This is a genomic window from Luteimonas kalidii (assembly GCF_029887935.1).
GTDB lineage: Bacteria > Pseudomonadota > Gammaproteobacteria > Xanthomonadales > Xanthomonadaceae > Luteimonas > Luteimonas kalidii.
The window spans coordinates 139,663-154,018 of the sequence record NZ_JARXRO010000015.1; the positions used below are offsets into that span (position 1 = coordinate 139,663).

A 14,356-nucleotide genomic window follows, 5' to 3' on the forward strand; every position below is an offset into this window, starting at 1 on the left:
ATCCGGCGTCCGTTCGCGGCGATGCGCTGCTGGCCCGCGCCCATGCCTGATTCCGCCACTCCCGGCCGCTTCCCGCGCGGCGTCCTGTTCGACCTCGACGGCACCCTGCTCGACAGCGCCCCGGACATGCTCGCCACCGTCAACCGGATGCGTGCGGCGCGGGGCAGGGCGCCGATGGTGCTCCAGGCGATCCGTCCGCACGTCTCGCGCGGCGCGCGGGCCATGGCGGCCGCGGCGTTCCCCGACGTGCCGCCCGCCGGCGTACCGGACCTGGTGCCAGAGTTCCTGGCGCTCTATCGCGAGGAACTGGGCCGCCACGGCCGCCCGTTCGACGGCATCGAGGCGATGCTGGCGGCGCTGGAGGCCGATGGCGTGCGCTGGGGCATCGTCACCAACAAGCCCGCAGGCCTCGCGCGCGGCCTGCTGCCGGGCCTGGGATGGGAGACCCGCTGCGCGGTGCTGGTCGGTGGCGACAGCCTGGGCGAACGCAAGCCGCATCCGCTGCCGCTGCTGCACGCGGCGGAGGCGATCGGGATCGCGCCGGCAGACTGTGTGTACGTCGGCGACGATCGCCGCGACATCGACGCCGCGCGCGGCGCGGGCATGCCGTCGGTGGTCGCCCTCTGGGGTTACCGCCTGGACGACGACGATCCCGCCGCCTGGCAGGGGGACGCGATGCTGGCCTCGCCGCGCGAGCTGCTCGAACCGGCGGCATGGCCTCGCCGCTACTGACGCGCCCGGCCTAGCGGCGGCCACCGCCGCCCGGCGGGCAGCCGGAGCGCAGGCGTCTCCTACAATGGCGCGATGACAGCTCCCGGTTCGCTCGACGGTTTCATCGACAAGTGGCGCGCGCGCTGGCCGGAATGGGGCATCGCCGAGGCCTTCATTGCGCGCGATCAGCGGCCGCGGGCGGCGGCCTGGTTCGCCCTGCTGCAGGAACTGCGGGATGCCGCGTGGGCCGGCAGCGAGCCCGCCCCCGGGCTGGCCAAGCTGGCGTGGTGGCAGGAAGAACTGCGCGGCTGGGCGCGTGGCGCACGCCGCCATCCGCTCGGCGAGGCGCTGCAGCGCCTGGACGCCGACTGGGAGGCGCTGGGCCGTGCGCTGGCCGCGCTTCCGGCGACCCGCGATCCGGACGACCTGCGCGCCGACCATGGCGCGCTGCGGACCTGGGTGGGCGCCGTGCTCGCCTGCGAGGCCGACCTGTTCGGCGGTGTCGAGCCGCCGCCCGGCACGGTCGACGCCTGCGTCGGGGCCCATCGCGTCGAACGGGCGCTCGCCCGCGGCGACCTGGACGCCGCCTTGCGGCAGCAGGCCGACCTCGGCCACGCGGCGGCGCTGAGCCGTCCCCGCCGCTTGCACCAGGCCGTGCTGCGCGAGCGTCTGCGACTGACGACCGCGGAAGACGCCGGCCTGCGCCGGGTGCCGCCGCTGCGCATGCTGTGGGCGGGCTGGCGCGCGGCACGGGGATAGCAACGCATCGTTGCGCCGGCATCGCGCCCGGGGCCGTTAAACTGTCGACTGTTCCACCACCCGCATCCTGCCGTGAGCCGCTCCCCAGACTCCCCGTTGCCCGACGTCGCCGGCGAAGCCGCGCGCGCCGCCCGACCCATCGACTGGGTGGGCATGGCGGGCATCGCGCTGCCGGTGGCGGTGGCCGCCCCGCCCGGGCAGCCGTCGCTGCAGGTGCCCGCGTCGGTCGACGTGTCCGTCGACCTGCGTGACCCCGACGCCCGTGGCATCCACATGTCGCGCCTGTACCTGCGGCTGCAGGATGCGCTGGCGGCCGAGCCGCCGACCCATGCCGCGCTGCGGCGGGTGCTGCAGGACTGCATCGATTCGCAGCAGGGCCTGTCGACCCGTGCACGCCTGGCCATCCGCTACGGGCACATGCTGCGGCGTCGGGCGCTGGCCAGCGACCACAGCGGCTGGAAGACCTACCCGGTCGAACTGGTCGCGGAACTCGGGGACGGGCACCTCGCGCTCGACCTGTCGCTGTCGGTCGAATATTCCAGCACCTGTCCCGCCTCCGCGGCGCTGTCGCGGCAGCTGAATGCGGAACGGTTCGCCACGGATTTCGCCGCCGCCGCGCCGCTGTCGACGGGCGTCGTGCGCGACTGGCTGGCCTCTCCGCGCGGCCTGGCCGCGACCCCGCACGCCCAGCGCAGCCGCGTCGACGCCACGGTGCGCCTGCGCCCGGCCTTCGAGCAACTGCCGGTAGCGGCGCTGGTGGACGCGCTTGAGGCCGCGCTGGGGACCCCGGTGCAGACCGCAGTCAAGCGCGAGGACGAGCAGGCCTTCGCCGCGCTCAATGCCGCCAACCTGATGTTCTGCGAGGATGCCGCCCGCCGGGTGGCCGAGGCGCTGTCGGCCGATGCGCGGGTCGAGCGCTTCGAGGCCACCGTGTCCCACTTCGAAAGCCTGCACGCGCACGACGCGGTGGCCACGGTGCGTTCGTCCCCACGCTGAAGCGTGATCGGGGCACGATCCGGATGTGAACGCGATCGGCTAGGATCGCGCCCATGGGGACAGGGGATCCGTGGCGTGGCGCGTGCCTGCGCAGTCTGGTGCTGTGCTGGCTGCTGTCGTGGTCGGGCGCGATCGGCGCGGTCGGCCTGGAGGTGCGCGAACTGCGCGCCGATCTGCCTGCGTCCGAGGTGCTGGCCGGCCGGCACGATGCGCGGCTCGAACCGCCGCGCGACACGCCTACGCTGCAGCAGCCGCATCGCGACGCGCAATGGTGGCGGATCGCGGCCGATACGGCGGTCGAGGCGGCAGCCAGCCCGAAGCTCGTCCTGCGCTCGCCGTTCCTCTATCGCGTGCAGGCGTGGGTGCCGGGCGCGGAGGCGCCGACGCGGCACACGCTGTACGGCGCCGACGCCGACGATCGCTATTCCAGCCGCGCACTGGTGATCGACCTGCCCGACGGGCTGCGCGCAGGCGAGCCCGTATGGCTGCGGGTGGAGCGCAGCTCGACCATGGTGACGGCGCTGTCGGTGGAATCGCTCGACCAGGTCCACCGCAGCGACCTCGCGTTCGTGGCCTGGCGCTCGCTCGTGCTGACCAGCCTCGGGGTGCTGGTGATCCTGGCGCTGGCTTTCTGGGGCGGTACCGGAGAGCGCAGCTACGGCTATTTCGGGGCCATGCTGCTGTGCGCGATCGGGTATCTGGCCGCGATCGGCGGCGACCTGCGCTGGATGCCCGGCGCGGAGGCGCTGTTCGGCACCAGCGCGCAGACCAACCGCATCTTCGGCTGCATCGGCGTCGTGTTCAGCAACCTGTTCCAGCGCAGCTATCTCGACCTGCCGCGCAAGCTGCCGTGGTTCGACCGGCTGCTGGCGGCCGGCACGGTGATCGCGGCGGTCTCCGGCGCAGCCTCCTTCTTCGGCGACTGGTCGGCATTCTCGCTGAGCGGCAACTTCGCGCTGCTGTATTCGGCGGTGGTGCTGCTGGTGGCGAGCGCGGTGCTGGCGCTGGGCGGCGACCGGGTGGCGCGCGTGGTGCTGGCGTCGTGGCTCTCGCTGATGGTGTTCTCGTTCCTGGCCGCGGCGCAGATGATGGGGCTGTGGACGGGCCCGGCATGGCTGGGGCAGGGGCTGGCCGGCAGCTTCGTGCTCGCCAGCCTGCTGCTGGCGATCGGCCTGCTCGACAAGCTGCTGCAGCTGCGCCGCGACCGCGACCACGCCAGCCGCCAGGCGGTGATCGACCCGGTGACCAAGGCCATGAACCGGCAGGGCATCGAGGAACGCCTGTACCGCGAGGTCGAACAGGCGCGCGCGCAGTCCACGCCGCTGTCGATCGCGTTCGTGGACCTGGACCGGTTCAAGGAGATCAACGATCGCCATGGCCACGCCATCGGCGACCAGTGCCTGCGCATCGTGTCCTGGCGGCTGCGCAACCAGTTGCGCCGCAACGAGGCGATCGGCCGCTACGGCGGCGACGAGTTCCTGGTGGTGCTGCCCGGCCGGGCGCAGCACGACGCGCTGGCGATCGCCGAGCGCATGCGGATCTCGGTGAACTGCCGGCCGCTGTCGATGAGCGAGATCCGGATCCCGGCCACGCTCAGCATCGGCGTGGCCGAGCTGGACGCGGGCGAATCGATGGCGAGCCTGTTCGAACGCGCCGACGCGGCGCTCTACGCCAGCAAGTCCGCCGGTCGCGACCGCGCGAGCGCTGCGCATCCGCCCGACGGACTATGGACCGTCTGACCCACCTGGAGCCCCTGATGGACATGAAGACATCGACGCCGGCCGCGGCCGCGTTTCCGGCCACCGAGCTGCAGACCGGCGACATCCTGCTGATGCTGGGCGAGGGGCCGCTGTCGGAGCTGATCGCCTGGGCCAGCGACGGCGCCTACAGCCACGCGGCGATCGTGGCCGACGGCGGCGACCTGATCGAGGCGGCCGCCTCGGGCGTGCGTCGCTATCCACTGGCGCAGCGACTGGGCGACCAGGCGAACTACCACTTCATCGATGCCTTGCGCGTGCACGACCGGGCGGGCGCGCCCCTCACGGCAGTCGATCTCGGACAGGTGCTGGCGCAGGCGCAGACCATGCTCGGCGTGCCGTACCCGGTCGACCAGCTCGCGCTGCTCGGGGTGGTGATGGCGGTGCGCGGCAAGTGGCCGGTGCATCCGTGGGGACGGTTGCTGGTCCGGGTCGCGCTCGACCACGCGCTGCCCGATGACGACGGCCGCATGGTCTGCAGCGAGGTGGTGTACCGTGCCTATGCCGAGTGCGCCGCCGTGCCGGCAGGCCGGCTGGCGCCGGAGATCGTGATCGGGCCGCGCGGCACCGCGCCGTTTCCGGAGATCGACTGGAAGGCGCTGTTCGACGAGGTCTGGCCGCTGCTGCGTCCCGGCGGCCGCGAGACGCTGCATGGCCCGCGGATGCAGGTCAATGCGATGAAGAGCGTGGATCTGGCGGGTGCGGGCGCGGCAGGCGCCGAGCAGAGCGTGGAGCCGGTCTCCGACGACATGCTGGAGCAGGCACGTCAGGCCGTGCTGGCCCGGGCGGCATCGGCCGTGGTCGCGCCGCGGGGCGTCGGCGACGCGCTCCCCGCCGCGGACGCGTTGCCGGATGCGACACCCAATCCGCGCCTGGTCTCGCCGGAAGACCTGGCGATCTCGCCCAGCGTGACGCGCCTGGGGCGCCTGATGCAGCGCGCGATGACGGCCACCTGACCCGGGGCGCGACGCACCGATGGACGGACCCACACCAGGGCGCGCAGAAGCGCGCCCGCCGCCGCCGTCCCCCGCGTAGCCCGGGTAAGCGAAGCGCACGCGGGGAGGAACGGAGCACCCGGTCGGCATTCTTGCGCGCGTCGCCCCGGATGCGGCCTCCGGCCTGATCCGGGCTACGGTGGCCCCCGCGTAGCCCGGGTAAGCGAAGCGCACCCGGGGAGGAACGGAGCACCCGCGTCGGCATTCTTGCGCGCGTCGCCCCGGATGCGGCCTCCGGCCTGATCCGGGCTACGGTGCGCGTTCGAGCACGAGCTGCGGGTCGATGCGCACGTCGAACCAGCTCATGCCCCAGTGCAGGTGGGGTCCGGTCGAGCGGCCGGTGGAGCCGACCGCGGCGATCACCTGGCCCTGTTCGACCCGATCGCCCACCTTCACGTCGATCCGCGACAGGTGCAGGAAGTTGCTGCTGATGCCGTGGCCGTGGTCGACCAGCAGGGTGCCCCCGGTGAGGTACAGGTCGCGCTCGGCGAAGGTGACGATCCCGGCGGCCGGCGCGCGCACCGGCGTGCCGGTCGGCGCGGCGATGTCCATGCCCGAGTGCGGCGAGCCCGGCTTGCCGTTGTACACCCGCGCACGTCCGAACCGGCCGCTGACCCGGCCTTCGACCGGACGCAGGAATGCCCGGGTGAAATCGGTCCGCGGATCGTCGCGCAGCCTCGCCTCGGACACGCGCGCCTGCTCGCGCCGGATGCGTTCGGCGATGGCCGGCGGGGGGTCGACGGTCTTCGGCGGCACGCCGTTCACACGCTGCAGGGGCCAGTCGCGCGCATCCACGGCGATGCGCACGTCCTCGCGGCGGCCGTCCGGCCGCAGCACCGACACCTCCAGCGATCCGGCCGCGTCGCGTCCCACGCCGAAGACCACGGTGCCGTAGCCGGTCGTGCGCAGGGCGCGGCCGGCGTGAGCCACGGTGCTGCCGGGAGGTACCTTGCCCAGCACCATCGCGCCCTGCTGCACACGGGCGGGAAACACGATGCGGTCGTCGGCCGGCGCTGCGGCCGCCTCCGCGTCCGCTGCACTCGCCAGGGCAGGGAAGAAGGCCCCCATCAGCAGCGCCGCCAAGCACGCATCGCGCCACCGCCGAGCCCGCGAGGCGGCGTGTGCCGGCGAAACCATGGACGTGGCGTCCGCGCAACGGCCCGCGGGCCGCCCCGGGGTCCACGTCATCGATCGAACTCCAGCCGCCGTCCCAGCGGATTCCCGACCAGCGACGCACCGTCCCAGGCCAGCGCACCGTTGACCCAGGTGGACGCGATGCGCGAGCGGAACGTGGTGCCCTCGAACGGCGACCAGCCGCATTTCGACAGCACGTCCTCGCGGCGCACGGTGAACGGCGTGTCGTCCACCAGCACCAGGTCGGCGAAATAACCTTCGCGCAGGAAGCCGCGCTGCTTCACGTCGAACAGCTGCGCCGGTGCATGCGCGAACTTCTGCACCACCCGCGCGGTGTCGAAATGGCCCTCGTGCACGCACTCCAGCGCCGCCACCAGCGCGAACTGCACCAGCGGCAGGCCACTCGGTGCGCGCACGTAGGGGTTGTGCTTCTCCTCCCAGGTATGCGGTGCGTGGTCGGTGGCGAGCACGTCGATCACGTCGTCGGCCAGCGCGCGCAGCAGCGCGGTGCGGTCGGACGCGTCCTTGATCGCGGGATTGCACTTGATCTGGTGGCCCAGGCGCGCGTAGTCGGCGCGGTCGAAGCGCAGGAAGTGGATGCAGGTCTCGGCGGTGATGCGCTTGCGGCTGCCGTCGGCGCGGATCATCGGGCCGCGCTCGAACAGCGCCAGTTCGTCGGCGGTGGAGATGTGCAGCACGTGCAGGCGGGTGTCGTGGCGCCGCGCCAGTTCCAGCGCGAGGCGCGTGGACTTGATGCAGGCCTCGCGCGAGCGGATGTCGGGGTGGCACTGCGCCGGGATGTCGTCGCCGTACTTCGCCCGGTACCCGGCGAGGATCGCATCGATCATCGGCGTGTCCTCGCAGTGGGTGATGATCGGCACCGGGGTGTCGCGGAAGATCGCGTCGAGCGTGTCGGGATCGTCGACCAGCATGTTGCCGGTGGAGGCGCCCATGAACACCTTCAGCCCCGGCGTGGCGCGCGGATCGATGCCGCGCACGTTCTCCAGGTTGTCGTTGCTGGCGCCGAAGTAGAAGCCGTAGTTGGCGCGGGCACGGCCGTGGGCCCGCGCGTACTTGTCCTCGAGCGCCGCGTCGTTCAGCGTGGGCGGGCTGGTGTTGGGCATGTCCATGAAGCTGGTCAGCCCGCCGGCCACCGCGGCGGCCGACTCGGTCGCCATGTCGGCCTTGTGCTCCATCCCGGGTTCGCGGAAGTGCACCTGGTCGTCGATCATGCCGGGCAGCAGGCGCCGGCCTGCCGCGTCCACCACGGTCTCGTTGGCGCGCGCGGACAGGCCGCTGCCGATGGCGGCGATGCGGTCGCCCTCGATGCGCAGGTCGCCGTCGAATTCGCGGCCTTCGTTCACCAGGCGGGCGTTGACGATCAGGGTGTCGGCCATTCAGCGGGTTCCGTCGTGTCGGGGCGGCACCGGATCCAGTCCGCCCGGGTGGAGAGGATGGCAGCGGGCCACCCGGCGCGCCGCGAGCCAGCCGCCGCGCAGTGCCCCGTGCCGGTCGATGGCTTCCATCGCGTATTCGGAGCAGCTGGGCACGAAGCGGCAGCGCGGGCCGAGCAGCGGGCTGACGAAGCGCTTGTAGCCGCGCAGCAGGGCGATGAGGAAACGGTCGATCACGGCATCGGTCGGGTTCGGCGCGGTTGCCGCTGCCGCCGGAGCAGGGTATAACAGCCCGCTTTTCCCGTCCAAGGGAAACCAAGAGGAATCGCAGCACGTGGTTGCCAAGAAGTCCGCGAAAAAGACCGTCAGGCCCGCGAAAGCGGCCAAGCCCGCCGCGCGCAAGACCGCCGGCGCCGCCAAGGCGGTGAAGAAGACCCCGGCGAAGAAGGCCGCGGCCAAGTCCACCGCGCGCAAGGCGCCCGTCGCCAAGGCGCCGGCGAAGAAGACGCCGGTGAAGAAGGCGGCCGCCAAGGCCCCCGCCGTGAAGAAGGTCGCCAAGGCGCCCGTGGCGAAGAAGCCGGCGGCGCCGGCGAAGAAGGCCGCCAAGCCGGTCGCCAAGAAGGCTGCGGCGCCGGCTGCCAAGACCGCGCCGGCCCGCCCGTCGTCTGCACCGAAGAAGTCCCCGTCCGCTGCTCCGGCGCCCGTGGCGGCGAAGAAATCGAAGGCTGCCGAACCCGTCCAGGCCGCGCCCGCCCGCGCGCCGGGCGTGGCTCGCGTCCAGGGCAAGGTCGCGGTGGCGGTGACCAACAAGTCGTCCGCGCCGGCCGCCAGGCCCAGGTTCAAGGTGGTGCCCTACGAGACCGATCCGGAAAGCGGCCGCCCGATCCTGCCCGCCGGCTACAAGCCCAGCGCGGACGAGGAGTACATGAGCCCGCTGCAGCTGGAGTACTTCCGGCAGAAGCTGCTCACCCGGCGCGAGGAGCTGGTGGATGAGTCGCGGCAGACGATCGAGAACCTCAAGGACGAAGTACGCGACGTCGGCGACGACGCCGAGCGCGCCAGCCGCGAGACCGAGAACGCCCTCGAGCTGCGGACCCGTGACCGCTACCGCAAGCTGATCAACAAGATCGAGAGCATCATCCGCCGCGTCGACGAAGGCGATTACGGTTACTGCGTGGACACCGGCGAGGAGATCGGCCTCGACCGGCTCGAGGCGCGCCCGCAGGCCGAGCGCACGATCGATGCGCAGGAGCGCTGGGAGCACCTGCAGAAGCAGATGGGCGACTAGGCGTCCTGCCGGCGGTCGATCCGAAAGGCCCCGCTCCGGCGGGGCTTTTTCGTGTTCCACGGGCCGGCAGGCGCGAACACTTCGCAGCGGCTGGTGGGCGAATGTGCCCCAGCGACGGCGTCGCCATCGCCTCTTGCCCGGGTTCGTCCCCCGCCGTCCCCGCTCCGGATGCGCACGGACTCGTGCGGGTCAGGAGAACCGCTCGGCTATCGGCTATTTCAGGTCGCTGAAGTGCAGCCTGCGCAGCGTTGGCGAGCGCCACGCCGTGGCGGCGGCGACGCCGATGGTCACGCAGCCGCCCAGGACGACGGCCGGCACCAGGCCCAGCAGGCGCGCCATCGAGCCGGCGTAGAACGCGCCGATCTCGTTGGACGAACCGACGAACAGGCCGTTGATCGACGACACCCGCCCGCGCATGTGGTCGGGCGTGGCCAGCTGCATGATGGTCGAGCGGGTGACCACCGACACCCCGTCGCACACGCCCGATAGCAGCAGGAAGGCCGCCGACAGCCAGAACAGCGTCGACAGCCCGAAGCCGATCATGCACAGCCCGAAGCCCGCGACCGCCCACAGCAGGATATGCCCGGCGTGGCGGTCGAGCGGGTGCCGGGCCAGCCACACGCCCACCGCCACCGCACCCAGCGCGGGCGCCGCTCGCAGGATGCCCAGGCCTTCCGGCCCGTAGTGCAGGATCTCCTGGATGAAAGCCGGCGCGAGCGAGATCGCGCCGCCGAACATCACCGCGAACATGTCCAGCGCCAGCGCGCCCAGCAGCACCGGGTGGCCGAACACGAAGCGCCCGCCTTCGGCGATGCTGGCGAAGATCGGCGCGCGCTGCAGCTGGGGCGCCGGCTCGCTCACCCGCAGCCGCAGCATCGCCACCGCCGCCAGCGCGGCGAATCCGGCGGCCACGCCGTAGGCGGCCGGCTTGCCGGCCAGGCCGACCAGGGCGCCGCCGAGCGCCGGTCCGAGCACCAGCCCGGACTGGAACACGATGCTGCCCAGGCTGGCACCGCGCACGTACTGCTCGCGCGGCAGGACGCGCGCGAACAGCGCGTTGTAGACCGGGCCCAGGAAAGCGCGTACGCACCCGGTGAGCGCGATCGCGGCGTAGATGGCCACCAGCCCGGTCGCCCACCATCCGCTCGCGATCGCCACCAGCAGCAGGGGCGTGATCGCCAGCCCGCAGGCGGCGGCCGCGCCGAGGCGCCGTCGCGGAAGCACGTCGACAAGGTGGCCGGCGAACGGCGCGACGCAGAAGTAGGGCAGCACCTCGGCCAGGCCGATCAGGCCCAGCATCCACGGATCGCGGGTGAGTTCGTACACGTGCCAGCCGACGGTGACCGTGACGCCCTGGTAGGACAGGATCGTGCAGATCCGGAACGCCATCAGCAGGCGGAAGTCGCGGTTGCGCAGCGGCGCGGCGCGGCTGTCCGGGTGCGCTCGCGCCGCCGCGCTCACGCCAATGCGCGTTGCGCGGTGTCGCGGATGAAGGCGATCAGCGCGGCCAGGCCGTTGTTGCGGGTGGGCGAGAGGTGTTTCGCCAGGCCGATGTCGGCGACGTAGTCCGCGTCGGTGTCGAGGATCTCGCGCGCGCTGCGGCCGGAGTACACGCGCAACGCCAGGTAGATCAGCCCCGAGACGATGGCCGAATCGCTGGCGGCGGCGAAATCAAGCCGCGACGCATCGCCGCCGGGCACGATCCAGACCATCGACTGGCATCCCAGCAGCCGGTGTTGCTCGGTCTTCGCGTCCTCCGGGAACGGCGGCAGCTTGCGTCCAAGGTCGATCAGGTACTGGTAGCGCTCGGACCAGTCGCCGAAGAACGCGAACTCGTCGCGGATCGCAGCCTGGGCCTGTGCCGGGGTGGGTTCGAGGGGGAAGGGCGAATCGTTCACATCGGTCCTGTGCAGGTGCTCCGGGCTGTCCGGGGCGGGGGGGGATGGGCGGACGCCGGCGACACTTCAGGCCCGCTTCCAGCGCACGCCCTGCGGCGTGTCCTCGAGCAGGATGCCCTCGGCGGCGAGCTGGTCGCGGATCGCGTCGGCGCGCGCGAAGTCGCGGTTCCGCTTGGCCGCGGCGCGCTCGTCGACCAGCGCCTGGATGCGCGTGTCGTCATCGCCCGAGGCACCGCGCGCGAACCACGCCGCCGGCACCTGCTGCAGCAGCCCCAGCGCCGACCCGGCGCCGAGCAGTTCGGCCCTGAGGCGGCGACGTTCATCGGCATCGGCTGCCTTGCGGGCCTCGGCGGCAATGCGCGCGATCTCGGCCAGTGCCGCGGGCGTATTGAGATCCTCGTCGAGCGCCGCCTCGATCGCGTCGGGGATGGTGGCCTGTGCGTCCACGTCCTCGAGGTCGCGCAAGGTGCCGTAGAGGCGGTCGAGGGTGCGCACGCTCTGCTCGATCAGCGTGTCCGACCAGTCCAGCGGCTGGCGGTAATGGGCCGACAGCAGGGCGTAGCGCAACGCCTCGGGCGGATGCTGGCGCACCAGGTCGTGCACCTTCTCGATGTTGCCCAGCGACTTGGACATCTTCGCCCCGGACAGCGTCAGCATGCCGTTGTGCAGCCAGGTGCGGGCGAACACGCGTCCGCCGTGGGCGCATTCGCTCTGCGCCACCTCGTTCTCGTGGTGCGGGAACTGCAGGTCCACGCCGCCGGCATGGATGTCGATCGTTTCGCCCAGGTGCGCCGCCGCCATCGCCGAGCATTCGATGTGCCAGCCCGGGCGCCCGCGGCCCCAGGGCGAGTCCCAGCCGGGCAGATCGTCGCCGGAAGGCTTCCACAGGACGAAATCGCCGGCATTGCGCTTGTACGGTGCCACCTCGACCCTGGCTCCGGCCAGCATGTCGTCCGGGTCGCGGCGCGAGAGCCGGCCGTAACCCTCGAAGGTGTCGACCGCGAACAGCACGTGGCCCTCGGCGGCGTACGCATGCCCGCTGGCGACCAGGCGCTCGATCATGGCGACCATCTGCGCGATGTGCGCGGTCGCCGCCGGCTCCAGGTCGGGCTTGAACGGGCCGTCCACGCCCAGCGCGGCCATGTCCTCGCGGTAGGCGGCGGCGAAGCGGTCGGTGATCGTGGCGATCGGCACGCCCGCCGCGCGCGCGGCGGCGTTGATCTTGTCGTCCACGTCGGTGATGTTGCGCGCGTAGCGCAGCGCGCCGTGGCGCCGCCGCAGCAGCGCGGCGAGCACGCCGAACACCACCGGGCCGCGCGCATTGCCGATGTGCACGTAGCTGTAGACCGTCGGCCCGCACAGGTACATGGTCGGGCAGGCGGGATCGAGCGGGACGAAGGCTTCGACCTGGCGGGTCAGGCTGTTGAACAGGCGCAGGGACATCGGCACGCGGCGGCGGGAAACCGTCGATTCTAGGACGTGCGCGCGGTTCCGGCACGTGCGACGGGGTCGCAGCCGCGCCGCCACGCCATGAAAGGCGCGTGCAGACGGCCGGATTCAGCCGATGGCGGGGCGGCACCGCCTACACTGTCCTCAATGCTCCGAGCTCCCACGCCCATGACCGCCTGGCTGGCGAGGCCGCTGCTCGCGGCCGCGTGCATGGTGTGCGCCACGTCCGCGCTGGCGCAGGACGTCGAGGCGGCCCCCGCCCGTCAGCCCGAGAACGTACGGGTGGAGTATGCGCAGGTGCTGCGCGCCGAACCGGTGTTCCAGACCCTGCATGCGACCAGCATGGTCGAGCGCTGCGAGGCCTCGACGCCGGTCCATGACGACGACGAGAGCCAGACCGGGTTCGCCCGCGTGATCGGCGCGGTCAAGGGCGCGCTCACGCCCGACCCGAAGGTCGACGAGGTCGCGCCCTCGGCAGGTGGCCAGTGCCGGATGGTGCCGATGGAACGCGAGTTCCGTCGCCCGGTCGCGTTCGATGTCGACTACGTGCATCGGGGCGTGAAGTACCGTTCGCGCCTGCCGGCCGACCCCGGCAACCGCCTGCGCGTGCGCATCTCGGTCACGCCGGTCGTTTCAGGCGAAACTCCCTAGTTCCCGCGATCCTGTTGCAGTGCGGTGGCCCGGCGTGCGAGGATTCGCGCCGTGCAAAACGTCCTTGCCAACGCCGACATCCTGACCTCCGCCCGCATGGCGTCGGGGATGACGTCGCGCGCGCGTCGACCGGATCCCTATCGCTGAGCTGGGCCGCCCGGACGTTCGTCACCGTCATGCCGGAACCCAGCCAGAGGCTGGGTTTTTTCGTTTCTGCACTCCCCCCGACCCCCGATTTCCGACCCTGGACAGCCCGATGAAGCACTTCCTGAACACGCAGGACTGGAGCCGCGCCGACCTCGATGCACTGCTGGCGCAGGCCGCTGTCTTCAAGCGCGACAAGCTCGGCGATGCGCTCAAGGGCAGGTCCATCGCGCTGGTGTTCTTCAATCCGTCGATGCGCACGCGCACCAGTTTCGAGCTCGGCGCGTTCCAGCTCGGCGGGCATGCGGTGGTGCTACAGCCGGGCAAGGACGCCTGGCCGATCGAGTTCGACCTGGGCACCGTGATGGACGGCGACACCGAGGAGCACATCGCCGAGGTGGCGCGGGTGCTGGGCCGGTACGTCGACCTGATCGGCGTGCGCGCGTTCCCGAAGTTCGTCGACTGGGCGAAGGACCGCGAGGACCTCGTGCTGAGGTCGTTCGCGAAGTACTCGCCGGTGCCGGTGATCAACATGGAGACCATCACCCATCCCTGCCAGGAGCTCGCGCACGCACTGGCGCTGCAGGAGCACTTCGGCACCACGGATCTGCGCGGGAAGAAGTACGTGCTGACCTGGACCTATCACCCCAAGCCGCTCAATACCGCGGTGGCCAATTCCGCGCTGACCATCGCCACCCGCCTGGGGATGGACGTGACCCTGCTGTGTCCCACGCCTGAGTACGTGCTCGACGAGCGCTACATGGGCTGGGCGCAGCAGAACGTCGCCGAGAGCGGCGGGTCGCTGCAGGTGAGCCACGACATCGACAGCGCCTACGCCGGTGCCGACGTGGTGTACGCCAAGAGCTGGGGCGCGCTGCCGTACTTCGGCAACTGGGCGCCCGAGAAGCCGATCCGCGACCAGTACAGGCACTTCATCGTCGACGAGGCCAAGATGGCGCTGACCAGCAACGGCGTGTTCAGCCATTGCCTGCCGCTGCGCCGCAACGTCAAGGCCACCGACGCGGTGATGGACTCGCCGCAGTGCATCGCCATCGACGAGGCCGAGAACCGCCTGCACGTGCAGAAGGCGGTGATGGCCGCGCTGGTGCGGTAGCCGGCGTCGACCAGTCGCCGACCGCGCATACGTCGAGACGGAGGCCAGCGGCCTCCCGGAAGTCGT

14 protein-coding genes are annotated in these 14,356 nt (G+C 71.8%); 8 read left to right on the forward strand and 6 right to left on the reverse strand.

Features of this window, described 5'->3' with window-relative positions; genetic code table 11:
- Positions 1-42 precede the first annotated feature (42 nt).
- The 5 genes from QFW81_RS09460 (at position 43) to QFW81_RS09480 (ending at position 5,179) form a co-directional block, all read left to right on the forward strand.
- Positions 43-732: a phosphoglycolate phosphatase gene (locus QFW81_RS09460; RefSeq protein ID WP_280578497.1), complete on the forward strand. Its 690-nt coding sequence runs from the start codon at positions 43-45 to the stop codon at positions 730-732.
- 72 nt (positions 733-804) lie between these two features.
- Complete coding sequence (locus tag QFW81_RS09465) at positions 805-1,470, forward strand: isoprenoid biosynthesis enzyme family protein (protein ID WP_280578498.1); 666 nt, start codon at positions 805-807, stop codon at positions 1,468-1,470.
- A 72-nt stretch (positions 1,471-1,542) separates the two neighbouring features.
- Positions 1,543-2,466 (forward strand): GTP cyclohydrolase FolE2, encoded by a 924-nt coding sequence (gene folE2 / locus QFW81_RS09470; protein WP_280578500.1) that lies wholly within the window; start codon positions 1,543-1,545, stop codon positions 2,464-2,466.
- A 53-nt stretch (positions 2,467-2,519) separates the two neighbouring features.
- Positions 2,520-4,205, forward strand: coding sequence for a sensor domain-containing diguanylate cyclase (locus QFW81_RS09475; protein ID WP_280578502.1), 1,686 nt, complete (start codon positions 2,520-2,522; stop codon positions 4,203-4,205).
- A gap of 17 nt (positions 4,206-4,222) precedes the next feature.
- Complete coding sequence (locus QFW81_RS09480) at positions 4,223-5,179, forward strand: hypothetical protein (RefSeq protein ID WP_280578503.1); 957 nt, start codon at positions 4,223-4,225, stop codon at positions 5,177-5,179.
- A gap of 288 nt (positions 5,180-5,467) precedes the next feature.
- On the opposite strand, the gene QFW81_RS09485 is transcribed toward QFW81_RS09480, so the two are convergent.
- From QFW81_RS09485 to yidD, 3 genes are all read right to left on the reverse strand, one after another.
- The gene (locus QFW81_RS09485) at positions 5,468-6,286 is read right to left on the reverse strand and encodes a M23 family metallopeptidase (RefSeq protein WP_280578505.1); all 819 of its coding nucleotides are present in this window, start codon (positions 6,284-6,286) and stop codon (positions 5,468-5,470) included.
- 116 nt (positions 6,287-6,402) lie between these two features.
- Positions 6,403-7,749, reverse strand: a complete 1,347-nt coding sequence (locus QFW81_RS09490) for a dihydroorotase (RefSeq protein WP_280578506.1) — start codon at positions 7,747-7,749, stop codon at positions 6,403-6,405.
- Positions 7,750-7,983, reverse strand: a complete 234-nt coding sequence (yidD, locus tag QFW81_RS09495) for a membrane protein insertion efficiency factor YidD (RefSeq protein ID WP_280578508.1) — start codon at positions 7,981-7,983, stop codon at positions 7,750-7,752.
- Here yidD and dksA point away from each other — a divergent pair.
- On the forward strand, positions 7,964-9,034 hold the full coding sequence (dksA, locus tag QFW81_RS09500) for an RNA polymerase-binding protein DksA (protein WP_425604002.1): 1,071 nt from the start codon (positions 7,964-7,966) through the stop codon (positions 9,032-9,034). The two genes, yidD and dksA, sit on opposite strands and share 20 nt — an antisense overlap.
- 213 nt (positions 9,035-9,247) lie before the next feature.
- On the opposite strand, the gene QFW81_RS09505 is transcribed toward dksA, so the two are convergent.
- From QFW81_RS09505 to cysS, 3 genes are all read right to left on the reverse strand, one after another.
- Entirely contained in the window at positions 9,248-10,450 is a 1,203-nt protein-coding gene (locus tag QFW81_RS09505) for an MFS transporter (protein WP_425604007.1), read from the reverse strand.
- Positions 10,451-10,491: 41 nt separating this feature from the next.
- Positions 10,492-10,932, reverse strand: a complete 441-nt coding sequence (locus tag QFW81_RS09510; RefSeq protein ID WP_280578513.1) for a SufE family protein — start codon at positions 10,930-10,932, stop codon at positions 10,492-10,494.
- Between the two features lie 66 nt (positions 10,933-10,998).
- Positions 10,999-12,375, reverse strand: a complete 1,377-nt coding sequence (cysS, locus tag QFW81_RS09515; protein ID WP_280578514.1) for a cysteine--tRNA ligase — start codon at positions 12,373-12,375, stop codon at positions 10,999-11,001.
- Between the two features lie 174 nt (positions 12,376-12,549).
- Between cysS and QFW81_RS09520 the strand changes: the two genes are divergently transcribed.
- The gene (locus tag QFW81_RS09520) at positions 12,550-13,032 is read left to right on the forward strand and encodes a hypothetical protein (protein WP_280578515.1); all 483 of its coding nucleotides are present in this window, start codon (positions 12,550-12,552) and stop codon (positions 13,030-13,032) included.
- 256 nt (positions 13,033-13,288) lie between these two features.
- The gene (locus tag QFW81_RS09525; RefSeq protein ID WP_280578516.1) at positions 13,289-14,290 is read left to right on the forward strand and encodes an N-acetylornithine carbamoyltransferase; all 1,002 of its coding nucleotides are present in this window, start codon (positions 13,289-13,291) and stop codon (positions 14,288-14,290) included.
- The last annotated feature ends 66 nt before the right edge of the window (positions 14,291-14,356 follow it).